Source organism: Thioclava sp. ISO4 (assembly GCF_058105145.1).
Window position 1 is genome coordinate 2,211,493 of sequence record NZ_CM176571.1, and the last position, 24,672, is coordinate 2,236,164.

The 24,672-nt window shown below is 65.0% G+C and carries 22 protein-coding genes; 14 read left to right on the top strand and 8 right to left on the bottom strand.

Features of this window, described 5'->3' with window-relative positions; translation table 11 throughout:
- Positions 1 to 4: 4 nt before the first annotated feature.
- The 4 genes from AC2TZ7_RS10920 to AC2TZ7_RS10935 form a co-directional block, all read right to left on the bottom strand.
- Complete coding sequence (locus tag AC2TZ7_RS10920; protein ID WP_489864233.1) at positions 5 to 1,249, bottom strand: MFS transporter; 1,245 nt, start codon at positions 1,247 to 1,249, stop codon at positions 5 to 7.
- A gap of 27 nt (positions 1,250 to 1,276) precedes the next feature.
- Entirely contained in the window at positions 1,277 to 3,685 is a 2,409-nt protein-coding gene (locus tag AC2TZ7_RS10925; protein ID WP_489864234.1) for a plasma-membrane proton-efflux P-type ATPase, read from the bottom strand.
- On the bottom strand, positions 3,666 to 4,811 hold the full coding sequence (locus AC2TZ7_RS10930) for an alpha/beta fold hydrolase (RefSeq protein WP_489864235.1): 1,146 nt from the start codon (positions 4,809 to 4,811) through the stop codon (positions 3,666 to 3,668). The genes AC2TZ7_RS10925 and AC2TZ7_RS10930 overlap by 20 nt, the downstream gene beginning before the upstream one ends.
- 150 nt (positions 4,812 to 4,961) lie before the next feature.
- Positions 4,962 to 5,774 carry an alpha/beta hydrolase gene (locus tag AC2TZ7_RS10935; RefSeq protein ID WP_489864236.1) on the bottom strand — a complete coding sequence of 271 codons (813 nt, stop codon included), beginning with the start codon at positions 5,772 to 5,774 and terminating at the stop codon, positions 4,962 to 4,964.
- A gap of 175 nt (positions 5,775 to 5,949) precedes the next feature.
- Between AC2TZ7_RS10935 and kynU the strand changes: the two genes are divergently transcribed.
- Positions 5,950 to 7,140, top strand: coding sequence for a kynureninase (gene kynU / locus AC2TZ7_RS10940; protein WP_489864237.1), 1,191 nt, complete (start codon positions 5,950 to 5,952; stop codon positions 7,138 to 7,140).
- Positions 7,141 to 7,261: 121 nt separating this feature from the next.
- Positions 7,262 to 8,209 (top strand): 1-phosphofructokinase family hexose kinase, encoded by a 948-nt coding sequence (locus AC2TZ7_RS10945; protein WP_489864238.1) that lies wholly within the window; start codon positions 7,262 to 7,264, stop codon positions 8,207 to 8,209.
- 191 nt (positions 8,210 to 8,400) lie between these two features.
- On the opposite strand, the gene AC2TZ7_RS10950 is transcribed toward AC2TZ7_RS10945, so the two are convergent.
- Complete coding sequence (locus tag AC2TZ7_RS10950; RefSeq protein ID WP_176535989.1) at positions 8,401 to 8,562, bottom strand: hypothetical protein; 162 nt, start codon at positions 8,560 to 8,562, stop codon at positions 8,401 to 8,403.
- A 1,162-nt stretch (positions 8,563 to 9,724) separates the two neighbouring features.
- Between AC2TZ7_RS10950 and AC2TZ7_RS10955 the strand changes: the two genes are divergently transcribed.
- Both AC2TZ7_RS10955 and AC2TZ7_RS10960 read left to right on the top strand, forming a co-directional pair.
- A complete protein-coding gene (locus tag AC2TZ7_RS10955; protein ID WP_489864239.1) occupies positions 9,725 to 9,994 on the top strand; it encodes a DUF982 domain-containing protein in 270 nt (89 codons plus the stop codon).
- Positions 9,984 to 10,766, top strand: coding sequence for a lysophospholipid acyltransferase family protein (locus AC2TZ7_RS10960; protein ID WP_489864240.1), 783 nt, complete (start codon positions 9,984 to 9,986; stop codon positions 10,764 to 10,766). The genes AC2TZ7_RS10955 and AC2TZ7_RS10960 overlap by 11 nt, the downstream gene beginning before the upstream one ends.
- Before the next feature lie 65 nt (positions 10,767 to 10,831).
- On the opposite strand, the gene AC2TZ7_RS10965 is transcribed toward AC2TZ7_RS10960, so the two are convergent.
- A complete protein-coding gene (locus tag AC2TZ7_RS10965) occupies positions 10,832 to 11,086 on the bottom strand; it encodes a hypothetical protein (RefSeq protein ID WP_489864241.1) in 255 nt (84 codons plus the stop codon).
- Positions 11,087 to 11,553: 467 nt separating this feature from the next.
- The gene (locus AC2TZ7_RS10970) at positions 11,554 to 12,861 is read right to left on the bottom strand and encodes an MATE family efflux transporter (RefSeq protein ID WP_489864242.1); all 1,308 of its coding nucleotides are present in this window, start codon (positions 12,859 to 12,861) and stop codon (positions 11,554 to 11,556) included.
- Positions 12,862 to 13,380: 519 nt separating this feature from the next.
- On the opposite strand from AC2TZ7_RS10970, the gene AC2TZ7_RS10975 reads away from it, so the two are divergent.
- The 8 genes from AC2TZ7_RS10975 (at position 13,381) to AC2TZ7_RS11010 (ending at position 22,037) form a co-directional block, all read left to right on the top strand.
- Positions 13,381 to 14,460, top strand: a complete 1,080-nt coding sequence (locus AC2TZ7_RS10975; RefSeq protein ID WP_489864243.1) for a LacI family DNA-binding transcriptional regulator — start codon at positions 13,381 to 13,383, stop codon at positions 14,458 to 14,460.
- Between the two features lie 30 nt (positions 14,461 to 14,490).
- Entirely contained in the window at positions 14,491 to 15,852 is a 1,362-nt protein-coding gene (locus tag AC2TZ7_RS10980) for an ABC transporter substrate-binding protein (RefSeq protein ID WP_078520997.1), read from the top strand.
- Positions 15,853 to 15,933: 81 nt separating this feature from the next.
- The gene (locus tag AC2TZ7_RS10985) at positions 15,934 to 17,169 is read left to right on the top strand and encodes a carbohydrate ABC transporter permease (protein WP_489864244.1); all 1,236 of its coding nucleotides are present in this window, start codon (positions 15,934 to 15,936) and stop codon (positions 17,167 to 17,169) included.
- Positions 17,166 to 18,380 carry a carbohydrate ABC transporter permease gene (locus tag AC2TZ7_RS10990; RefSeq protein ID WP_489864245.1) on the top strand — a complete coding sequence of 405 codons (1,215 nt, stop codon included), beginning with the start codon at positions 17,166 to 17,168 and terminating at the stop codon, positions 18,378 to 18,380. Before AC2TZ7_RS10985 ends, AC2TZ7_RS10990 begins: the two co-directional genes overlap by 4 nt.
- A gap of 6 nt (positions 18,381 to 18,386) precedes the next feature.
- On the top strand, positions 18,387 to 19,655 hold the full coding sequence (locus tag AC2TZ7_RS10995; protein WP_489864246.1) for an MGH1-like glycoside hydrolase domain-containing protein: 1,269 nt from the start codon (positions 18,387 to 18,389) through the stop codon (positions 19,653 to 19,655).
- Position 19,656: 1 nt separating this feature from the next.
- Complete coding sequence (locus tag AC2TZ7_RS11000) at positions 19,657 to 20,700, top strand: ABC transporter ATP-binding protein (RefSeq protein WP_489864247.1); 1,044 nt, start codon at positions 19,657 to 19,659, stop codon at positions 20,698 to 20,700.
- A gap of 159 nt (positions 20,701 to 20,859) precedes the next feature.
- Positions 20,860 to 21,303 (top strand): GNAT family N-acetyltransferase, encoded by a 444-nt coding sequence (locus AC2TZ7_RS11005; protein WP_489864248.1) that lies wholly within the window; start codon positions 20,860 to 20,862, stop codon positions 21,301 to 21,303.
- Between the two features lie 254 nt (positions 21,304 to 21,557).
- Positions 21,558 to 22,037 carry a GNAT family N-acetyltransferase gene (locus AC2TZ7_RS11010; RefSeq protein WP_489864249.1) on the top strand — a complete coding sequence of 160 codons (480 nt, stop codon included), beginning with the start codon at positions 21,558 to 21,560 and terminating at the stop codon, positions 22,035 to 22,037.
- A gap of 94 nt (positions 22,038 to 22,131) precedes the next feature.
- On the opposite strand, the gene AC2TZ7_RS11015 is transcribed toward AC2TZ7_RS11010, so the two are convergent.
- Positions 22,132 to 23,040, bottom strand: coding sequence for a LysR family transcriptional regulator (locus AC2TZ7_RS11015; RefSeq protein ID WP_489864250.1), 909 nt, complete (start codon positions 23,038 to 23,040; stop codon positions 22,132 to 22,134).
- A 143-nt stretch (positions 23,041 to 23,183) separates the two neighbouring features.
- Here AC2TZ7_RS11015 and AC2TZ7_RS11020 point away from each other — a divergent pair, with 143 nt between their 5' ends.
- Both AC2TZ7_RS11020 and AC2TZ7_RS11025 read left to right on the top strand, forming a co-directional pair.
- Positions 23,184 to 23,867, top strand: a complete 684-nt coding sequence (locus AC2TZ7_RS11020; protein WP_489864251.1) for a type 1 glutamine amidotransferase domain-containing protein — start codon at positions 23,184 to 23,186, stop codon at positions 23,865 to 23,867.
- A gap of 66 nt (positions 23,868 to 23,933) precedes the next feature.
- Positions 23,934 to 24,617 (top strand): SDR family oxidoreductase, encoded by a 684-nt coding sequence (locus tag AC2TZ7_RS11025; RefSeq protein WP_489864252.1) that lies wholly within the window; start codon positions 23,934 to 23,936, stop codon positions 24,615 to 24,617.
- The last annotated feature ends 55 nt before the right edge of the window (positions 24,618 to 24,672 follow it).

Here is a 24,672-nt window from a genome sequence, read left to right on the forward strand (position 1 = left end):
TGCGTCAGGCCGCGTCCTTGGGTTTATGCGTGCCATTGAACCGCGAGCGCAGTGGCAGCAGGCTCAGCGCCGCCGTCGTCGCAAAACCCGCGCCGGCCAGGAACGTCCATTGCGCGCCGCCGATTTCCCAGAGCGCCCCGGCAAGCACGCTTGCAATCAGCAGCCCCACGCCGGTCACGAGGTTGAACATGCCGAAGGCGGTGCCGCGCAGCTCTGCCGGGACCGCTTCGGCCACCAGCGCGGCCAGCAGCCCCTGGGTGAAGCCCATATGCATCCCCCAGAGCAGCACGCCAACCGCAAGCCCGCCGATCCCGCCGACCAGCGCCAGCGTCAGGTCCGCCGCGATCAACAGGCCCAGCCCGACCAGCAGTAGCCCCACGCGCCCGACCCGGTCGGAGAGCGCGCCCACCGGATAGGCGATCAGCGCATAGACCGCGTTCATGCCCACCAGAACCAGCGGCACCAGCATCACCGGGATGCCGTCGTCATTGGCGCGCAGGATCAGGAAGGCCTCGCTGAACCGCGCGATGGTGAAGAGCGTGGCGACCACCACGACCCACCAGAACATAGGGCCCAGGAGCTTGAGTTCCGAACGGGCGAGCGGGTTGCGCACGCGGCGTTGCGTGCGGGGATGGGCGGGCTCCTTGACCACGAACAGGATCAGCCCGAGCGACAGGAAGGCGGGGATCACCGCGACCCAGAAGACCGAGCGGAAATCATCCGAGAACAGCCACATCAGCCCGATCGCGGCGAGCGGCCCGATAAAGGCGCCCACCGTGTCGAGCGATTGCCGCAGCCCGAAGGCTGCACCGCGCATCTTGCCCGGCGCGAGATCGGCGATCAGCGCATCGCGCGGCGCACCGCGGATGCCTTTGCCCACCCGGTCGATGAATCGCGCGGCCACCAGCCAGTCGAATGTCGGGGCGAGCGGAAAGATCGGTTTCGTCACCGCCGCCAGCCCGTAACCGAGCGCGGCCAGCTCCTTGCGCCGCCCGATCCGGTCCGACAGCGCGCCCGAGAAAACCTTGGTGATCGCGGCGGTAGCCTCGGCGATCCCTTCGATCACGCCCACCGCCAGCGCCGTCGCGCCGAGCCCGGTCATCAGATAGACCGGCAGCAGCGCGTGGATCATCTCGGAGGAGATATCCATGAAAAGCGAGACGAACCCCAGCGCCCAGATGCCCACCGGCAATCCGCGTCCAAACTTGCCCGCTGGCGTGTCCTGTGCCTCTTGCGCGTCGTCCGTCATGTGCCTCCTGCGTGCGCCGTGAGGGGCTCAGTGCCCGCGCGCCTGTGTCCTGCGATCATAAAGCGCGCGTATGAGCAAGGCCATCGCCCCTTCGAGGGGGAGCCAGACGAGACAATAGAGCCAGACCAGCAGCGCGGGCCCCCAGCCGATCGGCGTCACGAAGAGCCCGTAAACCGCGATCAACGTGCCCAGCACTTGCGTGGCCTCCGTTGTCGCAAACAGCCGCAGCGCCGGGAAGGGGCGGCGCCAGAACCAGCTTTGGTGGCGCGTCACGAACAGCGTCATATGCCCTGAAACCAACAGCTTCAGGAAGATGATCGTCTGGATCTGCTCGCGCGGAAGACCCAGATAGGCATCGACGAACCAGAACAGCACGAAGGTCTCGATCACCCCGGTCACGCCCAGCGTCGCCGCCACCGTCAGCACGCGGCGCATGTCCCAGCGCACCGGGCGTGGCGAGACCGAGACATTGTCATAGGCGATCATCATGATCGGGAAATCGTTGAGCACCGCCAGCAGCACGATCATGATCGCGGTGACGGGGTAGAAATCGAAGATCAGGATCGAGAGCGTCATGAACAGAAGAACCCGGATCGTCTCGGCCACGCGGAAGGTGGCGTAGCTCGTCATCCGCTCGAATATCCGCCGCGCTTCCTCGATGGCGGTCGTGATGATCGACAGCCCCTTGTCGGTCAGCACCAGATCGGCGGCGGCACGCGCGGCATCGGTCGCCCCGCTCACCGCGATCCCGGCATCGGCCTTGCGCAGGGCAGGGGCGTCGTTCACCCCGTCCCCGGTCATCGCGACGATGGAATGCCCGGCCTGCAGCACCTCGACGATGCGGAACTTGTGCTCGGGCAGGACCCGCGCGAAGCCGTCGGCGGCGCGGACATTGGCCTCCACCGTCGCCGGGTCGCCATCGAGCAACTGGCCCGCGGGATAGATTTTCTGTCCGAGGTCCAGCTTGCCCGCGATCTGGCGCGCGATGGCCTCGTGGTCGCCGGTGATGATCTTGACGTCGATCCCCATGTTGCGGGCTTCTGCGATGGTGCTGGCGGCATCGGGGCGCGGCGGGTCGATGATCGGTAGCAGGCCGAGGAATTCCCAATCCTGCCCAGCACGTTTTTGCGCGGCCCCGAGCGCACGGTAGCCCTGTTGCGCAAGGGTTTCGACCTCGTCCTCCACCGCCTTGCGCGCGTCATCTGTGAGGGCTGCAAGCTCCACGATCACCTGCGGCGCACCTTTCGCGACCTGCCAGTGATCGGCCTCCTGCCGGACCTCCGCCTCGCTGCGTTTGCTCACCGGATCGAAGGGGGTAAAGCTGAGCGTCTCGATGGCGTCGAGCGCAATGCCCTCCGCCGCCGCCAGCACCGCCTTGTCGATCGCATCGGGCGCGTCCCGGTCGCAGGCAAGCGCCGACGCGCGCAGCAGATCGTCGACCGCGATGCCCTCTGCCGGGCGCGGGTCCTCGACCGTCAACTCGTTCAGGGTCAAGGTTCCCGTCTTGTCCGAACACAGCACATCGACGCCCGCCAGTTCCTCGATCGACACCAGCCGCGAGACGATCGCCTTCATCCGCGCAAGCCGTTCCGCGCCCACCGCCATCGTCACCGACAGAACCGTGGGCAGCGCGACGGGGATCGCCGCGACCGTCAGGATCAGCGCGAACTGGATCACCTCGAGCGGCGGGTTGTGCCGCTGGAACGAGACGATCACGATCATCGCCACCAGAACCAGCGCCGCCGCGATCAGGAAATTCCCGATCTGCATCACGGCCTTCTGGAAATGCGATTTGCCATTCGTGCTCTGCACGAGCGAGGCGGTGTGCCCGAAATAGGTCTCCATCCCGGTCGCCGTGACCTCGCCGGTCATCTCGCCCAGCTTAACGACCGAGCCGGAATAGGCGCTGTCACCGACCGCCTTGTCGACGGGCAGGGACTCCCCCGTCAGCGCCGCCTCGTCGATGGAGAGATATTTGCCCTCGAACAGCGTCAGATCAGCCGGCACGATCTGGCCAATCGAGAGGCGCACGATATCGCCGGGCACCAGATCGCGCGCGGCGATCTCCTGCCATTGCCCGTCGCGTTTGACGCGGGCATTTGGGGCCAGCTGCGCCTTGAGCGCCGCGATGGCCGAACTCGCCTTGCTCTCTTCCTTGAAGCCAACGGCGGCGTTGAGCAGCAGCATCACGAAGATCACCGCGAAATCGGACCAGTCGCGCAGCACGAGCGACAACAGCGCCGCAAGCTCGATCAGCCACGGGATCGGCCCCCAGAAATAACCCGCGATCCGTTGCAGCAGGGTTTTTTCGTCGCTCTGGAGCGCGTTCGGACCGTATCGCTCGAGCCTCTGTGCCGCCTCTGCCGCGCTCAGACCTGTCTTGCGGTCCGTTTGCGGCACATCCTGCGTCATCGGTTCAGCGACGGTCTGGTCCATTGTTCGTGTCTCCAGCTTTGGCCCCGAGCTTTCCGAGCCATTGGCCGATTTCCGGCCAGACATTCGAGAGGGTGCGGCTGCCCATGAAGAGGCCGATATGCCCGCCCTCGACGAGGCGGCTCACGATATCCTTGCGCGGCGTGCCGAGCAGCGTCTCGGCGGCGAAGACCTGTTCGCGCGTGGTGATGTTGTCCGCCTTGCCCGCAAGCAGGAAGGCGGGGCAGGTGATCGCGCCCAGATCGAGCTTGCGCCCGAGGCCCACGAACTCGCCCTTGGCGAACAGGTTCTGTTTGAACAGCAGGTCGATCGCCTGCAGGTAATAGCGCCCCGGCAGGTCGATCGGGTTCTCGTACCAGCTCTCGAACCGCTCGGTGCGCTTCATGAAATTGCGGTCGTCGATATGCTCGTAGAGATCGACGAACTTGCCGAAATACTGCTGATCGGCATGCATGTTCTTCCAGCCGGTGAGCATGAACCGCCCCGGCATCCGGCCCTCACCGGCCTCGACCATTTCCTGATAGGCCGAAAGCGGCATCTCATGGGCGAGCTTGCGGATCGGACCGTGCCCGGCATCGGTGTCGATGGGCGAGCCCGCCAGCACGAGACCCGCGACCTTCTCGGGGAAACGCGCGGCATACATCGCCGACATCCAGCCGCCCTGACACAGCCCCACCAGCATCACCCGCCCGCCGAGCTCATCGACCGCGACATTGATCTCGGCGAGGTATTTGTCGATGTCGAAATCGCGCATCTCGGGCGTCGCGCTTTTCCAGTCGGTGCAAAGGACGCGACCGAGACCTGCCTCCAGAAGCGTCTCGATCAGGCTCTGGCCCTTGGCGTAATCCGCGATGGTCGAGGAATGCCCGGCATAGGGCGCATCGACAATCACCGGAATGCCGCCGCCCGTGCCGCCGAAATCGCGCAGCCGCATCGTGTCGAGATCGAGCAGAACGTCGTTCTTCGTGGCCCAGTCCGGGTCGGGCGGGTGCGTGATCTTCGCCGCCTCGTCGAGATAGGTCAGCCCCTTCTCGACCGCGTCGAGCCCGATCTTCTGCCACTCCATCGCCGCCGCCATCGGCCAGAAGAAGGGAACGCTGTGTTCGTAGGTGTTTTTGGCATCGCTCATGTTCGACACTCGCAAGACGCTTTGGTGCACAGATGCACTCTTTTGAGACCCCAAGGCCAGTTAGAATGCAAGCGCAGCATAGCCCGAGCGCGCGAACGTGAAGGTGATGTGTGGAGCGGTGAGGCGGTTTTGGCGGCGGGTGACGCTTTCTTAAGCCGTGCTCAGAAGCGCCGTGACCAGCGCGCTGGATGGGTCGGACAGCTCCTCGATCACGTCGAAATGGTGCCGCCCATAGGCCGCGACCAGATCTGCCTCCGGCCAGTGCTCGGCGAGCAGGGAGGACTGACGCAGGAATTCCGGACGTTCCGCCGCGCCGACCCAGACGGTGACTTTCACGCCGGGGCGCAACTTCAGCAGCGCGGGGCTCTCGCTCGCGGCGATCTCGGGCGTGATCCCCAACCGCGCGTTCATCGAATGCATCTGCAGCGGGCGCAGATCATGCACGCCGCTCACCGAGATCACCCGCCGGATGCGCGCCGCGGTTTCGTCGGAGAGCGCGCTGCCCTGCGACACCGACCGCGTCACGAGATGCCCGCCTGCGGAATGGCCGACGAGATGGATCGGGCCCTCCACCAGCTCTGCTGCGTGATCGATGGCCCGCGCGATCTGCTGCGCGATGCCGGGAATGCTGTTCTCGGGGGCGAGCGTGTAGCCGGGCAGGGCGACGGTCCAGCCCTGAGACAGCGCGCCCTCTGCCAGATGGGACCACATGTCCTTGCTGAATTTCAGCCAGTAGCCGCCATGGACGAAGACCACGAGCCCCTTGGACGCGCCTTCGGGGCGGAAGAGGTCGATCTTTTCGCGCGGCGCATCGCCATAAGCAGTTTCGCTCATTCGATCGGCATGGCGCGACCGGAATTCCGCGGCGCGCTTGGCCCAGAGATCGGGGTAGCTGCTGCCATTCTCGATATAGCCGCCGTTCTCGAAAGCGTCTTCCCAGTCGATCCCGCTCAGGTCTTCCATGTTCCCTCCCGCTCGTTTCGCGTCCCATTCGGAGACAGAGCATATCCCGCGGGATATTGCGAGGGCATGGTTGCGCGGGTAGCGTGCGCCGGAGCCGAAACTCTCGTGATCCATCAGCCGATTGCCGGGTTTCGAGACGCGCCGACAAGGCCGCGATTATCTGACGGAGTGAACCATGACGAACCTGCCGAGAAAGCATCTTTTCGATCTGCCCGAGGGGGTGATCTATCTCGATGGGAACTCGCTCGGGCCGCTGCCGCGCGGCGTGGCGGAGCGGCTGGAGAGCTGCGCGCGCGACGAATGGGGGCAGATGTTGATCCGGGGCTGGAACGAGGCGCATTGGATGGATCAGCCCGCCCGCGTCGGCAATAGGATCGGTCGGCTGATCGGCGCGCCCGAAGGCTCGGTCGTGTTGGGCGACACGCTTTCGATCAAGGTCTATCAGGCGCTGGCCTCGGCGCTGGAAATGCGGCCCGACCGCAAGGTGATCCTGTCGGACAAGGGCAATTTCCCGACCGATCTCTATATGGCGGACGGGTTGATCCGCTCGCTAGGTCGCGGGCACGAGCTGCGCACGCCCGCCCCCGAGGATGTGGCCGACGCGATCACCGAAGAGGTGGCGGTGGTGATGCTGACGCAGGTCGATTACCGCACCGGACGGATGCATGATTTCGAGGCGATCACCCGCAAGGCCCACGCGGTCGGGGCGGTGATGATCTGGGATCTCGCCCATAGCGCGGGCGCGGTGCCGGTGGACATGACGGCGAACGGGGCCGAATTCGCCGTCGGCTGCACCTACAAATATCTCAACGGTGGCCCCGGCGCTCCGGCCTTCATCTATGTCCGCCCCGACATCGCTGACACGGTGCGCCCGGCACTCAGCGGTTGGCTCGGCCATGAGGCGCCCTTCGCTTTCGATCTCGACTATCGCCCCGGCCGCGCGGTCGAGCGGATGCGCGTCGGCACGCCGCCGGTCCTGCAGATGACCGCGCTGGAAGAGGCGCTCAAGGTCTGGGACGGGCTGACGATGGCGGAGGTGCGTAAGCGCTCCGTCGAGTTGTCGGAGCTCTTCATCCGCGAGGTCGAGGCGCGCTGCCCAGACCTCACGCTGCTCAGTCCGCGCGACCCGGAGGCCCGCGGCAGTCAGGTGTCGTTCGGTTTCGCAGATAGCTACGCCGTCGTTCAGGCCTTGATCGCGCGCGGCGTGATCGGAGATTTCCGCGCCCCCGACGCGATGCGTTTCGGCTTCACGCCCCTTTATCTCGATGAAAGCGACGTGATCCGCGCCGCCGAAATCCTTGGCGATGTGATGGCGCAGCGGGCTTGGGACACGCCCGCCTTCAAGGCGCGCGGGCGGGTGACTTGACCGGGCAATGCCATCGCGGGAATGAGGGCTAAGGGCGAGGCGGTCGCAAAGGTCAATTTCCACCAAGGCATCGCTGTCGTCTAGAATAGGGCGGAAGACTGATTTGCGGAAAAGGTGCGTCATGCCGGACATTCTGACGATCACGCTCAAACCTGCCGTCGATTACGCAACCGCGACCGACCATGTCGAGGCCGGTCCCAAACTCTATTGCCGCGAACCGCGGATGGATCCGGGCGGAGGGGGCGTCAATGTCGCGCGCGCGATCGCGAAGCTGGGCGGAGAGGTGCGCGCGTTTGTCGTGGTCGGCGGGACCATGGGAGATCGTCTATTGTCACTCTTGGCGGCAGAAAACGTCCCTGTCTTGGAAGGTCGGGTGGCGGCGGAGACGGGGTACAGCCTTGCGGTGACCGATGCCGAGACGCGCGAGCAGTTCCGGTTCACCCTGCCGGGCGGGCCGCTAAGCGACACCGACGCCCGCATGATCCTGGAGCGGATATCGCAGGCCGTGCCGCAGGACGGTTTCGTCGTGCTGAGCGGCGGTGTCCCGAAAGGGCTTCCCGTTGATTTTCCGCAGCAGGTGCAGGCGGTGGTCGCGGAGCGAAACGGGCGTCTGGTCGTCGACACCTCCAAGGCGCCGCTTCAGCACCTGATCCATCGCCCCGCGGCCCCTTTGGATGTCCTGCGGCTCGATCGCGGCGAAATGGAGACGGCCTCCGGTCGCGAGATACGGTCGATTGCAGACAGCCTTGCCTTCGCGGACGAGCTTGTGCGCCGCGGCGTCGCGCGGATCGTGATTTCCGGTCATGGCTCGGAGGGGTCCGCGATGGTCGCGGGCGATCAGAGGGTCTTTTGTCATGCGCCCAAGGTGCCGGTGCGCAGCAAGATCGGGGCAGGGGACGCGTTTCTCGGCGCTTTCACGCTCTCGCTTGCGCGGGGCGAGGCGCCCGAGCAGGCCCTCACATGGGGCGTCGCTGCGGCGGCTGCGACAGTCGGGACAGAGGGAACGGCGCTTCTCGACGCGCCCGAGACCGAAGCCCTGATACCCCAATGCAGGTTGGAGATTTGCTAGGTAGAAAGCCGCGTGCGTTGCGCCGATGGCCGAGATCGGCAGCGCGGCCCTCTCAAAGAGAAACGGCAGGAGTTTCCTCCTGCCGCTTCGCCTCCCGGCAAGTCGTGTGGCGAGCGTCGGCCGGTTCGCGTGGAACCTCACATCGCTCAGCCTTCATGCCGGGAATTCCGATCCCGATCTTCGGGTAAGGACTATTTCTGGGCGCTGCGCGGCGCTGTGCTTTCCGCGTTCGCAGCTTTCTCTTCGGTCAGAGTCCGGAAGAAATGAGGCCAGGCGAGGGCGGCATGGCCCTTGTTGTTCGCGATTTCATTCGTCTGGGGCTTCTTGCCCGTTGGCATTTTTTCGACAGCCATGTTCGGCCCTCCATTTTTGTCCCGAGAGATATTCGGGAAATTCCTCTGAATGACCGAAATCTCCGGCCAGCGTCCCGGCTTCTCCTTGGGAGAAGGCGGTTTTGCGGTGCGTTCGCCCGCGTTCCGTTCCAATCGTGCCGCGCGCAAACTGGCGGTCAGAGCGCTCGTTTCCCGGTGTCGGCCTCGCGAATGAGGCGCATTGCGGCAGTCGACTTTTCCTGAGCCGTCGCGGCTCTCGGGGGCAGGTCACGGAAGACGCCGCCCAAGTCGTGGTTGCGGGGCACAGGCCCTCGCTGTTCGCAGGAACCGGCCTTTTGGAGCCGGACCCGGAACCATTCAAATCAGTTAAGTGCCAGATCGCAGGCGGGCTTGCGCCCGTCGCGGCCGGCTTCGAATTCGTAGGTGACGGCCTGTCCGTCTTCGCGCTGCGAGATGCCCGCGCGCGCAAGGTCCGAAATGTGGACGAGAATATCCCACCCGCAGAATGCGGCAGTCAGGCTCGGTCAATTCAATCGTCTGACGGAAGCCGACAAAGGGAACAGGTTGCAGAAGGGAATAGCGTAGTCCGGTCTTCCTACGCGAACTCGGCCCGTTTTGCAAAGGAAATAAGCGCTGTGAGATCGGCGCCCGCGACCCCGCCTGCGGGCGCACAGGGTTTATATCGCGCACAATCAAGCCGTTGCGCGAAAACTCCGGCCTGCGTCTGCAAAATCCTCGTAATTTCGGTGCAAAACCCTTATGTCTGCACTCGCATATCTTAATTCTCGGACCCTGTTCCTCCCGGCTCAGCGACGATCTTGAGCTTTGTCGGGCCGCAGCTTTTCAAAGGCGGCACTAAGGAAAAGGAGCCTCATATCGGCCCATCGTGCCGTGACACCGTTCGAGCAGACCAACCCCTCAACCCTCCTACCGGGCTGAACTGGTCGATACCGCAATTTCTGTCCCGAGCGACCTCCACGGAGCTTCGTATGCCTCAGGGACCGGACCGCGATCCGCGCGCATGGACGCTGACGCCTCGCGATCCGCTCGGGATACCAGACCGGCGCGCCCGCGCGCGCAGACCCAATTCACCGCATGGTAGCGGCGTGGCCCGCACTATGCCTCCGTGATCGCGCAACCGTCCAAATCGGAGCCGTCACGAACGCTTAGAAAGATACGAACCTTGATCGAAATTTACTGGGGCAAACCCATCTCCCTCGTCGTGTCGCCGGACGGCGACGTGAAAACCTTCAGCACCATCGAACAGGTGCATTACTGGCTGCGCGAGAAATGGCCGGTCAGTGACACCGCACGGATCCGTGCAATTGACCGCGTCGAAGCGGCGATGGAGTGTCTGGGCACAGTGGGCGATGCGCGTCGTGCGTTCCTCGCAGCCGCGACCACCGCCGGTTTCTCGCCATCTGACACAATGGATCACTCGATTGCAGCCTGATCATACAGCACATACGGCGCCGCGCGCGCGACGCGAACAGGCCCGGTCGACGCCGCGGTTCGAGGGCCTGCGCTCGAAGCTCTTCGACGCGGCCTTCGGGGCGTGGACGGCTCTGCAAGCGCCGATGATCCCGGTCCTTGCACTGGCGCGGCGCCCCCGGCTCGTACGCGCCGCCGTGCGGGTCTGGACAGGCGGGGTCTTCGCGCTCGCACGTGGGATCCTGCGGTTGCGCGTGCGCGAACAAGGGCTCGAGAACAAACATCTCGACAGCCCCTGCATCTATGTCTGCAACCACCAATCCACCTGGGAGACGCTGGCCTTCAACCAGCTCGTGCCCGATGTCTGCGTCATCGCGAAACGCGAATTGCGGCGCATCCCGATCTTCGGCTGGTTCCTCGAACATTCGCCGATGATCCTGATCGACCGCAGCGGCGGCGGGCGTGCCCTTGCCGGGATGATCACTCAGGCGCGCGAAGAGGCCGCCAAAGGCCGCTCGATCCTGATCTTCCCGGAAGGCACGCGGGTCGGTGTGACCGATCGCTGCGAATTCCAGCCGGGTCTCATCGCGCTTTATCGCAAGCTGGGCCTGCCGATCGTGCCGGTCGCGCACAACGCGGGCCATGTCTGGCGCAAGGACGTGAAAACCGGCGGCACGATCACCGTCGCCTATTTCCCGGCAATCCCGCCCGGTCTTCCGGGCGCGGAGGTGAGCGCGCAGGTCGAAGCGCTTCTCAATGTCGAGAAAGACCGGCTGCCGCCCGTCCACCTCTGAGAGCCTGCGCCGCCAATGCGCACAGCTCGCCCACAGCTTGCCCTGCGCCACTCAGGTCGCGCGGATCAAGCTGCGTTGCGGCGCGCGAGCGCGGCGATCTGGCGGAATTCGTCGGCGATGCTCAGCGGCAGCGTGTCGGTCGCGTCCGGCACGGCCCCGGGATCTTCCTGCCCGTCATGCATCACCTCGCGCTCGGCGATCCACGCCAGAAGGGCCTCGCGCCGCTCTGGCGGCATCTCCGTAACCAGCCGTGCCAGAATGCGGCGTTGCGCGATCAGCCGCGCCTCCAGCGTTATCAATGTCTCGTCCAGGTAGCTCATCTGGTCGCTCTCCTCGCCTCTTTCCGTTGCGGGGCCTGGGCTGGGGAGGTCAGTAATTCGCGGGCGGGTCGCTCGCGGGAAAGCTCTGGTCCATCTCCTCGTCGACGCGGTCCCATTGCCGGGGCGGGTTCCGCATCTGCCCGGGCCCTGCAGGGCGCACATGATGCGTGCCGGCTGCGCGGCGCTGCCTGAGGAGATACCCCAAGGCGCCGAGGGCCGAAGCGGCAAGAAGTAGTCTGGTCAACATGTTGGGCCTCCTTCGTTCAAAGCGAGCCCCCGCGTGAGACCCGTGCGGTGCTGCACGCGAGGGTCGTCATGTCTACGAAGAAAACGCGTCCTGCAACGCCTCGTTCCATAGAGATTTCATCTGGCAAAGCATCGTGAACGCGACGGAGCCGCCCGCAGGTGCAGGCGGCTCCGACCGGACGCCGCGCTTTACCGGGCGCCGCGTGTGAGGGGCGAATATCTCAGGCCGCCTTCTCCGCAGCGGGTGTTGCCGAGACAGGCGCGATCAGGCGCCCCCGCAAGATGAGCGTCAGGGCGAGGATGAGCAGCACCGCATCCGCAATCGGGAAGGCGAACCACAAGCCCTCGATCCCCGCCAGCGCATTCAGGAGGACGAGCAGGGCAGGCACCAGCAGCCACGGCTTGACCAAGGTCAGCGCCGCGGTCCGAAGCGGATGCCCCATCGCCTGAAAATGCATCGCGAGCACAAGGATCGGTCCGGTGATGACGTAGAGAGCCACCATCGGACGCAAGATCGTGGCGACCGCCGCGACGACCTCGGGGTCCTTCGAGAACATCGCCCCGAGCGCGCCGCCCGCGACGAGACAGGTCAGCGCCACGCCGGCACACCACAGAAACGCGACGGAGATGGCCATCCGCAGGGCCGCGCTGGCGCGATCCATGCGGCCCGCACCGGCGTTGTTGCCGGTGATGCTCTGGGTGCTCAGCGCGATCGCCATCTGCGGCAGATAGGCGAGCCCGAGAAGGCGCGTCACCACCCCGTAGGCGGCGATATAGCTCGCATGCCCCGCGGCGGTGGTGCCGATGACGAGAAGGACCGTGCTGCTCACCAGCGCCATCCCGATGAAGTTCAGACACAGGGGCAGCCCGAGCGCGAGGATACGACCCCATCCCGAAAGCCAGCTGGACTGCCAAAGCGCCCCAACCGGCAGAAGCTCGCGGTCCCGCGCGCGCACGACCAGCACCAGCGTCAGGCCGAGGATCTGTGCGCTGACGGTGCCGAGGGCGGAGCCCGCCACGCCGAGCCCCAGAAGCACGATGGCCACGTAATTTGCCCCGATATTGAGCAGGTTCACGAGCACCGAGAGCGCGGCGATGAGCCCGGCGCGCCCTTCGTTGCGCAGGGCATCGGCGTGCAGCCCCAGAGCGAACTGGACCGGCGCGCCAAGGATCAGGATCAGCAGATAGCTCTGCGCCGGACCCGCGACCGCGTCGTTCCCGGCGGCGAGGGTGGAGATGAGGGCAGGGCCGACCGTCAGCGCCAAGATGATCAGCACAGCGCTCAGGGCGAGCGCCAGGCCGTGGGCTCTTGCGAAGACGGCGCCGGCTTCCCGGCGTTGCCCGGCCCCCAGATGCCGGGCGAGCAGGCTCGACATGCCGCCGCCGCTCAGGGCGGTCAGCGCGGTGAGCAACATGACGACGGGAAAGGCCAGGCTGACCGCAGCCAGCGCCTGAGCGCCAATGAAGCGCCCGACGAAGATGCCGTCGATCACGTTCAGCAGGCCGCCCGTGGACATCACAACGGCCATCGGGAGCGCATTCGACAGGAACAATCGCCCGATTGGGCGGGTCAAAAAGCGGTTTTCAACAGTATTTGAGGCGGGTCCAACAGACATCGCTCATTCCTCCGGAGAGGCATTTCGAATTGGGGGGAGCCTGCATTGCCCACCTGCGAAATGCTTCGAGGGTGAGATGTCGTATCGCTCCGGGCTTCACCGTGACTTGCGTCTGCAGGCGGCAGGTGCCCGGCACCTGTCCCGGTCGTTACGAGAAAAAAACTGCTCGGGCAATACGGTATGAGGGCGGTCCCGCGAGATTTCGGTTTCGGGATGCCCAATGGCGACGGCGCAAAGCCCGGCCAGTGGCGGGGCGCGCGAGCCGCGCCCGAATCCCAGTTTTTCTCACATTTTCCGACATGCGACGGCCCCGGTCGGGTGAGGCTGCGCGCGCGATGCCGCGGTGCGGCACACAGCGTCTTGACCGCCGTTCGGTGTTTCGAAACCGGTTTCGGCTTTACGAAACCGGTTTCGCAGGCCTAGTCTCTGGCCATGGAGGAGATTCGCGATACCGATCAGCAACCGTCCGAACCGGCGCCGCGCCGGGTGCGGATCTCTGATCTTGCGCAGGCGCTGGGGCTGACCAAGAGCACCGTGTCGCGGGCGCTCAACAATTATTCCGACATCTCTCCCGAGACCCGCGAGCGCGTGGCGCGGGTGGCGGCCGAGATGGGCTATGCGCCGATGCCCTATGCGCAGGCTGTGCGCACGGGGCGGGTGCGGGCGCTGGGTCTGGTGCTCGAACTCGACGCGCCGGACCGCTACGGGCCGTTTCTCACGGATTTCCTGGGCGGGATCACGCAGGAAGCCTCGCTCGAAGGCTGGACCCTGACGATCGCCTCGTCGAATTCGCGCGAGGAGATGGAGGACACGGTCACGCGGCTCTTGCAGGAGCACAAGGTCGACGGCTTCATCCTGCCGCGGACGCAGGTCGTGGATCCGCGGGTGAAGTTCCTGCAGGCGAAACACGTGCCCTTCGTGCTGTTCGGCCGCACCGGTCACGGTCAGCCCGATCCGGGCCTGTCGTGGTACGACGTGGATGGCGAGGGCGCGATGCGCGCCGCGGTCGCGCGGCTGGCGGGCTTCGGTCATCGCCGCATCGCCTTCGCCGGGTCGCATGCGAGCTACAATTTCGCGCTGCTGCGCCGGGACGGCTACCGCGAGGGGCTGGAAGAGGCCGGTCTGCCCTTCGATCCCGCGCTCGAGCTGATGGAGATTTCCGACCGCGCGGAAGGGGCGCAGGCGGCGCGCGATCTGCTCGATCTGCCCGATCCCCCGACCGCGATCGTCTATTCCACCGACGCGACCGCGCTGGGGGCCTATGACGTGGCGCGCGAGCGGGGGCTGACGATCGGGCGCGACCTGTCGATCATCTCCTATGACGGTATTCCCGAGGGCCGGATGGTCGATCCGCCCCTCACGACATTTGCAGTCGACAGCCAGCACGCGGGCGCGCGTCTCGCGTCACTGCTGATCGCGCAGCTCCGCGGTGCGCCGCCCGGAGAGCTGACGGAATTGGTGGCGGCGCAACTGGAACCGGGAGGCTCCGACGGGCCGCCGGTCGACCCATAAGAGAAACGCAATCTACTGGGAGGAAAGTAAATGAAGCTAATTCGAGGACATAAAACGGCGATGCTGATGGGCTCGACCGTGTTGGCGCTGATGGCGGGCGCCGTCGCGGTGCAGGCCGAGACGATCAAGTTCTGGACCACCGAGGAACAGCCCGAGCGTCTGGCCAAGCAGCAGCAGATGGCCGACGACTTCAAGGCCAAGACCGGCATCACCGTCGACGTGATCCCGGTGACGGAAAGCGACCTGAACCAGCGCGCCACCGCGGCTTTCGCGGCAGGCGATCTGCCCGACGTGATCTACACGCCGCTGCAAAACGTGCTGCCCTGGACCGATGCGGGCATCGTCGACACGCTGGCAAGCACCGATGTGGTCGACAAGCTCGATCCGGCGACCTTCGCGCCCGGCGCGCTGAAGATGGTCGAGACGGATGGCGATTACGCCGCCGTGCCGGTCGATGGCTGGACGCAGATGATCCTTTATCGCAAGGATCTGTTCGACAAGGCGGGTCTCGCGCCGCCGACCGATTTCAAGTCGATCGAAGCCGCGCTCGACAAACTCAACAATCCGCCGAGCATGTATGGCTTCGTCGCCGCGACCAAGGTCGACGAGAACTACATGAGCCAGATTCTCGAGCAGATCTTCCTCGCCAACGGCGTCTCGCCGGTGGGACCGGACGGCTTCAAGCCGCTCGACGAGAAGAAGACGGTCGAAGTGCTGAACTTCTACAAGAAGCTGGCCGACGCTTCCCCGCCCGGCGAGAACTACTGGAAGCAGTCGCGCGAGCTGTATTTCGCGGGCAAGGCGGCGATGATCATGTGGTCGCCCTTCATCCTCGACGAGCTGGCCGGCCTGCGTGACAGCGCTCCGCCGATGATCAACGACGATCCGACCTCGACCGAGCTGTCGAAGGATACCGGCGTCGTGACCAACCTCGCGGGCCCGTCGAACCCCGACGGTGCGAGCTGGGCGGACCTGCGTTACTTCACCATCACCGCCGATGCCGACACCGAAGCGGCCGAGCAATTCGTCGATTACTCGATGAATGACGGCTACGAGCAGACGCTGTCGATCGCGCCGGAGGGCAAGTTCCCGACCCGTCGCGGCACCGATGCGGATCCGGAGAAGTTCACCAAGCTCTGGGCGACCCTGCCGGTGGGCGTGGATCGCAAGGCGCCGCTCAAGGATCTCTACGCGCCGGCTGTGGTCGACGAGATCACCAAGGGTCTCGACACCGCGCAGCGCTGGGGTGTGAAGGACGGGCAGCTCGCGCTGGCCTCGAAGATGCTCAACAGCCAGGTCATCAACCGGGTTGTGCGCGACTTCATCGACGGCAACATCTCGGCCGAGGATGCGGTCGCGAAGATGAACGACGAGCTGGGCAAGATCAACTGATCCGACCTCTGGCCGGGGCAGGGCGGTTGCGCCTTGCCCCGGGACCAAAGCCCGCTCTGACTGCATGGATTGGAGACTGTCATGACTGACATATCGCCGCCCAAGGGGCGCGGCGCGCTTGCCCGTCGCGAAGCGCGTCTGGCCTGGGGCCTGCTGTTCCCGACCATCGCGATCGTGGCGCTTGTCGTGATCGTGCCGCTGCTGGCGATCTTCTGGATCTCCGTGAAGCCAGTGACGCTGGGCGATCTGCGTCCGGCCGAGATCCGCACGCGGGTGGCGCTGCGCGACCGCGGCGATCAGGCGCTTCTTGAACTGCGCGTGATCAACCCCTCGCGCGAGCAGGAGATGACCAAGGCGGGATTGAACGTGACCCTGCCCGAGGGCGTGACGCTGACCGGCGATCTGCCGCAGGGCTGCGCGATGGACGGGCAGGACCTGTCTTGCGATTTCGGCACGCTCGAGCCCGGCTCGAACGAACGCTTCCGCGTCGATGCGCAGGTGACGGGGGACACCCGCGAGGCAGAGCGCGCGATGCGTGACGCCGAGGTCAAAGCGACCGGTCACGTCTCGAACGTTCTGACGAATTCCACCTTCACGATCGACAACTTCCGCCAGCTCTTTTCGGGCAGCGAGTTCTGGAGCGTGTTGGGTGTCACGCTGTTCTACACGGTCTTCGGCACGCTGGGCGCGCTGGTCGTGGGGCTGTTCGCGGCGCTGCTCTTGAACAAGAGCTTCCGCGGGCAGGGCATCCTGCGCGGGCTTTATCTCTTTCCCTATGTGGCCCCGGTGATCGCCGTGGCCTTCACATGGATCACGCTGTTCGACCCCTATTCGGGCTCCGCCAACGCGCTGCTGGTGCAGATGGGCGTGAGCGAAGGGGCGATCAACTTCTTCGGGGCCAAGCCGCTCGCACTCATCATGGTGACGGTGTTCGAGATCTGGCGCTATTTCCCGCTCTCGTTCCTCTTCATCCTCGCGCGGATGCAGAGCATCGACACGGATATGTATGAGGCGGCGGATATGGACGGGGCCTCGCCGTTCCAGAAATTCTGGTATCTCTCGATGCCGCAGCTGCTGGGGATCCTGTCGGTCCTGTTCCTGCTGCGCTTCATCTGGACCTTCAACAAGTTCGACGACATCTTCCTGCTCACCGGCGGTAATGCCGGCACGCGGGTCCTGACGGTCAATGTCTACGAACAGGCTTTCGCGGTGTCGAATATCGGTGCGGGTGCCGCGGTCGCCGTGGTGATCTTCGCCTGCCTTCTGGTCTTCTCGGGGCTGTTCTTCCGCACCATGAGCCGGGAGGAAGGGCTATGAAAATCCTGCATAAAGGCTATCTCACCGGGCCGATCATCGGAGCGCTCTGGGCGCTGGTCATCTCGGTCACGCTGGGGGTTGCGATCTCCTTTGCCACCGGCGCTGCGGCCAAGCCCGCTCTGATCGGGTCGCTGATCCTCGGGCTCGCGACCGGGTTTGCCCGCGTGCGCATCGCCAATCGCTGGGCTGCGGATGCGGTGGCGGTGGTCGTGGCGCTTGCACTGATGCTGGTGGGCCTCGGCGCGCTGCAATTCGACGACAGCTTCAGCTTTGTTGCGCGTGTCGTGCTCAGCGTGGTTCTGGCGGGAACGGTCTCGATCCCGCTCCGCTCGATCCTGCGCGAGCTGCAGTTCGGCGCGCTCACGCGCCACCAGTTCGAGGATGCGGTGATCCGCTTCCTCACCGGCTTCGGCTATATTTTCTTCACCGCGATCGTGGTCATCCCGTTCTACGTGATGGTCATGACCTCGATGAAGTCGCAGCAGCAGCTGATGCTCAACCCGCTCGATTTCACCATCGACCTAAGCCGGGGCTGGCACCTGTTCGACAGCTATTACGAGCTGATGACGCGGTTCCATTTCGGCCGCTACCTCTGGACGAGTTTCTATGTCTCGGTGCTCACCGTTCTGCTGACGCTTCTGTTCTCGGTGCCTGGCGCCTATGCGGTGGCGCGGCTGCGCTTCCGCGGGCAGAAAGTGTTCTCGCGCGGCATCCTGCTGATCTACATGGTGCCGATGATCGTGCTCGCGCTGCCGATCTATATCGCCTACTCGATGGTCGGTCTGCGCAACTCGATCCTCGGGATCGTCATGATCTACCCGGTCACCACGATCCCCGTCGCGCTCTACATGCTGCAGGGCTATTTCCGCGGCCTCCCCGTCGAGGTCGAGGAGGCGGGCCTGATGGACGGGCTTTCGCGGCTCAAGGTGATCTGGAAGATCACGCTGCCGCTGGCGCTGCCCGCGATGGCTTCGGTCGGGCTCTATGTCTTCATGATCGCATGGAACGAGTTCCTGCTCGCCTTCATGCTGCTCGACGATCCCAGCAAATTCACCCTCACGCGGGGCATCGCCTCGCTCAACTCCTCCGAGATCCCGCGCCAGCACCTGATGGCGGGCGCCGTCATCGCGACGGTGCCGATCATGGCGCTGTTCCTCGGGCTAGAACGTTTCATGACCCGCGGCCTGACGGCCGGCGCGGTGAAAGGATAAGATATGATGACCGAAACTCTGGCTGCCGCAGACGACTTCTCCGACCGGGATGCCGCGGCGCGCGAAATTCTCACCCAGAACGACCGGGGCGGCTATACGGTGCCGACCGACGGCCTCTATCCCTACCAGTGGAACTGGGACAGCGCCTTCGCGAGCCTCGGCTTCGCCGAGTTCGACCTGAACCGGGCCTGGCAGGAGATCGAGACTCTGTTCTCGGGGCAATGGGACAACGGCATGGTCCCGCATATCATCTTCCACAAGCCCGATCCGGGCTATTTCCCCGGCCCCGACGTCTGGGGCTGCAACGGGCCGATCGCGTCCTCGGGCATCACCCAGCCGCCGGTCGCACTCAGCTTCGCGACGCGGCTTCTGGCGGCTGACCCGGAGGCAGGCGCGGCCCGCTTCGCGGCGCTCTATCCGAAGATGCGCAAATGGGCGGAGTGGTTCCTGAAATGGCGCCGCGACGAGAAGGGCGCGATCTTCGTGATCCATCCCTGGGAATCGGGGCGTGACAACGCGCCTGACTGGGATGACGCGATGAGCGGGATCGACCCGCAGGACGTGGGCCATTACGAGCGCCGCGACACCCAGCATGTCGACGCCTCGATGCGCCCGACGAAATACGATTACGACCGCTATATCTGGCTGGTGCAGCGCGCCAAGGCGCTCGATTGGGACGATGCGAAAGTCGCCGAGGGCAACCCGTTCAAGGTGGCCGATCCGACCATGCATTTCATCCTGATGCGCGGCCTGCGCGACCTGCTGGCGGCTGGCGAGGCGCAGGATCTCGACACCGGCGATATGGCCACGCAGCTGGCCGAGCTGGAAGCCGGTGCAGACGCGCTGTGGAACTCCGGCATGGGCTATTACGACAGCTACAACTGCAACAACGGCATCTGGTCGAACGCGCTGAGCAACGCCTCCTTCCTGTGCTGGTTCGGCGGGCTCGACGCGCCGCATATGGAGCAGCATCTGGCCCGAGTGCTCGACGCAGCCCCCTATGGCGTGCCCTCGCTCGCGCCTTTCGATCCGCGGTTCGACGCCAAGCGCTACTGGCGCGGCCCGACCTGGGGGATGATGAACATGATGATCGGCGAGGGCGCCTCCGAGCGGGGCGTCGCGCTTGGCGAGGAGGTGCGCAAGCGCACCCGCGAGGTGATCGGGCGCTACGGCTTCGTCGAGTATTTCGACCCGATGACGGGCGCGGCCGCGGGCGGCAAGGCATTTACCTGGACGGCGGCCGTGTGGCTCGCCTGGGCCGGCAAGGAGGGGTGAAATGGGTTCGATCACGCTAAACGGTGTCGAGAAGTGGTTCGGCGACGTCCAGGTCATCAAGGGCATCGACCTCGAGATCAAGGATGGCGAATTCGTCGTCTTTGTGGGGCCCTCGGGCTGCGGCAAGTCCACGCTTCTGCGGATGATCGGCGGGCTTGAGGATACCTCGCGCGGGGCGATCGAGATCGACGGCGCGAATGTGACCGATCAGCCGCCCTCCAAGCGCGGTCTCGCGATGGTGTTCCAGTCCTATGCGCTCTACCCGCATATGTCGGTGGCCGAGAATATGGGCTTCTCGCTCAAGATGGCCGGTTCGCCGCAGGACGAGTGGCGCGCCAAGGTCGACGAGGCGGCCGATATCCTGAAGCTGCAGAGCTTCCTCGACCGGCGCCCCAAGGACCTGTCGGGCGGCCAGCGTCAGCGCGTCGCGATCGGGCGTTCGATCGTGCGCGACCCGACGGCGTTCCTCTTCGACGAGCCGCTGTCGAACCTCGATGCGGCGCTGCGCGTGGAGATGCGGCTGGAGATCGCGCGGCTGCACCGCAACCTCCAGCGCACGATGATCTACGTCACCCACGATCAGGTCGAGGCGATGACGCTCGCCGATCGGATCGTGGTGCTGGAATACGGTCGGATCGCGCAGGTCGGCACCCCGCGCGAGCTCTACGAGAAACCCGCGAACCTGTTCGTGGCGCAATTCATCGGCAGCCCGAAGATGAACGTGATGCCCTGCGCGGTCTCGGGCGACAGCTACAGCCTCGAAGGCGGGCGCGGCGGGGCCTGTCCTGCGCCGCAAGCCACGCAGCTTGGCATCCGGCCCGAGCACATCTCGCTGGTGGCCGAGGGCGAGGGGCAATGCGACGGGCGCGTCGACGTGGTGGAATTCCTCGGCGCGGACACGTTCATCCTGTTCGATTGCGGCCCCTTGGGCGCCGTGAACGTGCGCGTCGCAGGCGATACCGATCTGCGTCCGGGCGATGTGGCGGGGCTGAGCTTCGAGGCCGAGCGCACGGTCTTCTTCGACGCCGACGGCATGGCGGTGTGATCCCGAGCGCCGGAAGACCCACCCAGACAACGCCCGACCGCATCCCGGTCGGGCGTTTTTCGTTTGGAGGGCGCAATGCCTGTTGGTCGGTTAAGCGGACAAAGCCGCTGTTGCGGACAAACGCGGCGTCGGTAAGCTAGAGGCGGAGAGTGAGGAAGCATGATCGAGATCAGGCAAGCGATAGATGCCGATCCTGTCGAGGCGGTAAACACCCTGCGTCGCTCGATCACCGAACTCTGTGTTGCAGATCATCAGAACGATCCGTCCGAAATCGAAGACTGGCTTGGCAACAAGACGGTCGAGACCTGGCGACAGTGGATCGCGCGGGATGACGCCGTGGTGCTGGTGGCCGAGCGGGACAGGAAGATCTTAGGGGTCGGGATGGCCAGCCTGAGCGGTGACATCCTCTTGAACTATGTCCATCCCGATGTCCGCTTTGGTGGCGTCAGCAAAGCTATTCTCTCAGGCTTGGAGGACGTCTTGCGCGCGCGTGGCATCCGGCGCTGCCGTTTGGAAAGCACCGTTACGGCCCGATCATTCTACGAAGGCTGCGGCTTCCGGTCAGGAGACGGTGACGCGCACCTGCTCTCGAAATCCCTGTAGTTGCGGGGCTCTAAAGGGCTCGGCGCGGACAACTGGCTGCCACGAAGCCCGTTCCAAGAGGTACGGATTGTCTGCTGGCGTCATTCGAGCGCGATCCCTTTCGCGCGAGCCGCGCTGTCGTAAGTCTGTTATAGCCCGCCCACGACATTTGGATTCTGTTTTGAACTTGAACCGACAGCGTGCGGCACGTAGTCGGTTTTCACGACCAACGCTGCCCCTACGGCGCGCTCATTCTACAGGAGATTGGCACTACGATGGTTAAGCTTCGGAGAATGAGGGCTGACGAATTTCCAGCCTACGTTGACTATTTCGTTCCGGATTATGCCGCAGACATCTCTGCAAATTATGACGTGGATATCCAGACCGCCACGAAACGAGCCGAGCAGGCGGTTGCGGATAGCTTGGCACAGGGCGTCGAAACGCCCGGTCAGCTCTTGTTATGCATCGTCGCAGAACGGGACGGGGCGGACACTCTGGTCGGGTATTTCTGGTGCCAGCCGAACGCGGACAATCAAACCGTGTTCATCAGCGACTTCTGCATTCTGCTGCCCTTTCGGGGGAAAGGGTTTGCGCGTCTTGCATTGGCAGCGCTGAATGAGTGGTTCTCAGAAACCGAGTTTGTCGAATTTCGCCTCCGTGTCGCAGCAGGCAACAGTATTGCAAAGAACCTATACCTGTCGGCGGGTTTCGCTCCGACAGGCATCAACATGCGAAAGCCGATAGAACGCACGTAGCGCTATACGCGCTTTGGTGGGGCAACGAAGTCCGATCAGTCCTGCACAGCGAACCAACGCCCTTTTGCGCCCGCCTTTCCGTCGTATGCGCCAGTCAGCCCGGCGAGGTGAACCCGGCGACGACTTCGCGGATCAGCTCGCGCAGCCAGACATGGCCCTGATCCCGGCGCAGATGCGGGTGCCACGCGATCTGGCTGGGGAAGGTTCCGAGGTCTATCGGCACGGGCGCGTTGCGCAGGCCGTAAGGTCCGGCGGTCATCGCGGCGACCCGCGCGGGCACCGTGGCGATGCCGCCCAGACGCGCGACCGCAGGTGCGGCGGTCAGGAAATGCGTGACCACGACAGCCGTATTCCGGTGCAACCCCGTCGCCTCGGTGCGTTTATGGACCCCTGTGCGCCACTTGCCGGGCGGGGCGACGACGACATGCGGCAGGGTCTCATAGAGGTTCCGGTCGAGCGACACGCCCTCGGGTAGCGCCTGCGGCGCGACGATGCAGCGGAACCCGTCCTCGAACAGGTCCGAGACCACGAGATCCTCGGGCGGGGCGTCGAACCGCCCGACCGCCAGATCGAAGGCCCGCCCGGCAAGCGCGCGGGGGTCCAGATCGGGCCCGATCGGCGAGATTTCGAGACGGGCCGACGGGGCCCTGTCCGCAAAGGCCGCCGCGAGTTCCGGCGCGAGAACGATCTCGGCATAGGGGCCCAGCAACAGCCGGAAGCGGCGCGTGGTGCGCGCGGGATCGAAGGGCTCGGCGGCGCGGAAGGCCTGTTCCAGCCGCTCCAGCCCGGCGGCGATGTCGGGTGCGATCTCAAGCGCCTTCTCGGTCGGCTCCACGCCGTAGCGGGCGCGCAGGAACAGTTCGTCACCCAGCGCCGCACGCAGACGTGACAGCGCCGCGCTCACGGTACTCTGGGATTGGCCGAGCCGCTGGGCCGCGGCGGTGACATTGCGTTCTTCCATGACCGCATGGAACACGCGCAGAAGCGAGATATCGGGTGTCATGTCTTTGAATTATCGATTTCTGACGTTGTCTGTATCAATTTCTCGATCAGTAAACGCAACCTATCTCTGCTGGGACGCGTTGACGGCCCGAGACGAACAGGGCCGGAAATGCCCTCACATTCATGACGAAGGAGGCCAAACCCATGGCACGTATTCTTATTCTTTCGACCGCAGCCGACGCTCTGGGCGACACCGGCAAAAAGACCGGCGTCTGGTATGAGGAACTGGCGACGCCCTATTACGCCTTCCTCGACGCAGGCCACGAGGTGAAAGTGGCCACGATCGGCGGTCGTGCGATCCCGATCGACCCGAATTCCGACGTGACCGGCGATGACGCCCCGGCCTCGGTCACCCGCTTCCGCGACGATGCGGAGGCCAAGGCGGTTCTGGAAAACCCGTCGCGGATCGAGGACGAAGACGTGACCGCCTATGACGCGCTCTACATCCCCGGCGGCCACGGCGCGATGTATGACCTCGCCGAGAGCGATATCTCCGCCAAGGCGATCGGTACGGCATGGGATAGCGGCAAGGTGGTCGCCTCGGTCTGTCACGGTCCCGCAGCCTTCGACAAGGTCGTGGACAAGAACGGCGATCCCATCGTGAAAGGCCGCAAGGTTTCTGCCTTCACCGATAGCGAAGAGCGTGGCGTGGGTCTTGCAGACGCGGTGCCCTTCCTTCTGGAAACCCGCCTGCGCGAACTGGGCGCGAAGTTCGAGAGCACCGACGACTGGCAGCCCCATGCCGTGGCCGACGGGCGTCTGGTGACGGGCCAGAACCCGGCGTCGTCCGAGGCGGCTGCGAAAGAAGTGCTGGCTCTGCTGGGCTGATATCGAGAGGCGCCGCCCAGTCCGGGCGGCGCCGTCTTCGTTCCCACCAAATTCAAAGAGGCTGACATGTCGAAAGTCATTCTAATCACCGGCGCATCCACGGGCATCGGCGAGAGCTGTGCGCGCCATGCGGTCGAAGCGGGTCACAAAGTGGCGCTGGCCGCGCGCTCCGGGGACAAGCTCGAAGCGCTGGTCAAGGATCTGGGCACCGACAACGCCCTCGCGCTGCCCACCGATGTCACCGACCCCGACGCTCAGGAACGCATGGTCGCGCGCGCGGTCGAGCATTACGGACGTCTCGACGTGGTGCTGGCCAATGCGGGCGTCGGCGCCTCGGCGCGCGGGACCGAGGCCGGATCGGTCGAGAGCTTCCAGAAGATGATCGAGGTGAACTGCCTTGCCGTGACCTACACCGCGAAATTCACGCTGCCGCATCTGCGCGCCTCCAAGGGGCATATGGTGCTGACCGGCTCGAAGGCGTCGCAGGGCGCGATGTTCGGTTCGGTCTATTCGGCGACCAAGTGGTTCATCCGCGGCTATGCCGACAATCTCGGCGAGGAACTTGGCGAGGCCGGTGGCCGCGTCACCTGCCTGCATCCGGGCATGGTCGACACGCCGTTCTTCGACGAGGCGAAACCGGATGCGCTGCGCCCCGACGATGTCGCGCGGGCCTTCCTCTTCGCGATCGACCAGCCCGATCACGTTCTGATCCCGCATCTGCCGGTCTATCCCAAACCGAAGACGGATTGATCCGGGTGGGCCGCCTCTGCGGCGATCCGACATTGAAAGGAGCCGGCCCATCGGG

What these genes read in the sequence shown, in the direction of transcription:
- AC2TZ7_RS10920 (WP_489864233.1), bottom strand. Translation starts at nt 1,249, where the DNA reads ATGACGGACGACGCGCAAGAGGCACAGGACACGCCAGCGGGCAAGTTT.
- AC2TZ7_RS10970 (WP_489864242.1), bottom strand. Translation starts at nt 12,861, where the DNA reads ATGGCCGTTGTGATGTCCACGGGCGGCCTGCTGAACGTGATCGACGGC.
- AC2TZ7_RS11025 (WP_489864252.1), top strand. Translation starts at nt 23,934, where the DNA reads ATGTCGAAAGTCATTCTAATCACCGGCGCATCCACGGGCATCGGCGAG.
- AC2TZ7_RS10975 (WP_489864243.1), top strand. Translation starts at nt 13,381, where the DNA reads ATGGAGGAGATTCGCGATACCGATCAGCAACCGTCCGAACCGGCGCCG.
- AC2TZ7_RS11020 (WP_489864251.1), top strand. Translation starts at nt 23,184, where the DNA reads ATGGCACGTATTCTTATTCTTTCGACCGCAGCCGACGCTCTGGGCGAC.
- AC2TZ7_RS11010 (WP_489864249.1), top strand. Translation starts at nt 21,558, where the DNA reads ATGGTTAAGCTTCGGAGAATGAGGGCTGACGAATTTCCAGCCTACGTT.
- AC2TZ7_RS11005 (WP_489864248.1), top strand. Translation starts at nt 20,860, where the DNA reads ATGATCGAGATCAGGCAAGCGATAGATGCCGATCCTGTCGAGGCGGTA.
- AC2TZ7_RS10995 (WP_489864246.1), top strand. Translation starts at nt 18,387, where the DNA reads ATGACCGAAACTCTGGCTGCCGCAGACGACTTCTCCGACCGGGATGCC.
- AC2TZ7_RS10930 (WP_489864235.1), bottom strand. Translation starts at nt 4,811, where the DNA reads ATGAGCGATGCCAAAAACACCTACGAACACAGCGTTCCCTTCTTCTGG.
- AC2TZ7_RS10990 (WP_489864245.1), top strand. Translation starts at nt 17,166, where the DNA reads ATGAAAATCCTGCATAAAGGCTATCTCACCGGGCCGATCATCGGAGCG.
- AC2TZ7_RS10925 (WP_489864234.1), bottom strand. Translation starts at nt 3,685, where the DNA reads ATGGACCAGACCGTCGCTGAACCGATGACGCAGGATGTGCCGCAAACG.
- AC2TZ7_RS11015 (WP_489864250.1), bottom strand. Translation starts at nt 23,040, where the DNA reads ATGACACCCGATATCTCGCTTCTGCGCGTGTTCCATGCGGTCATGGAA.
- AC2TZ7_RS10985 (WP_489864244.1), top strand. Translation starts at nt 15,934, where the DNA reads ATGACTGACATATCGCCGCCCAAGGGGCGCGGCGCGCTTGCCCGTCGC.
- kynU (WP_489864237.1), top strand. Translation starts at nt 5,950, where the DNA reads ATGACGAACCTGCCGAGAAAGCATCTTTTCGATCTGCCCGAGGGGGTG.
- AC2TZ7_RS10950 (WP_176535989.1), bottom strand. Translation starts at nt 8,562, where the DNA reads ATGGCTGTCGAAAAAATGCCAACGGGCAAGAAGCCCCAGACGAATGAA.
- AC2TZ7_RS10935 (WP_489864236.1), bottom strand. Translation starts at nt 5,774, where the DNA reads ATGGAAGACCTGAGCGGGATCGACTGGGAAGACGCTTTCGAGAACGGC.
- AC2TZ7_RS10980 (WP_078520997.1), top strand. Translation starts at nt 14,491, where the DNA reads ATGAAGCTAATTCGAGGACATAAAACGGCGATGCTGATGGGCTCGACC.
- AC2TZ7_RS11000 (WP_489864247.1), top strand. Translation starts at nt 19,657, where the DNA reads ATGGGTTCGATCACGCTAAACGGTGTCGAGAAGTGGTTCGGCGACGTC.
- AC2TZ7_RS10945 (WP_489864238.1), top strand. Translation starts at nt 7,262, where the DNA reads ATGCCGGACATTCTGACGATCACGCTCAAACCTGCCGTCGATTACGCA.
- AC2TZ7_RS10965 (WP_489864241.1), bottom strand. Translation starts at nt 11,086, where the DNA reads ATGAGCTACCTGGACGAGACATTGATAACGCTGGAGGCGCGGCTGATC.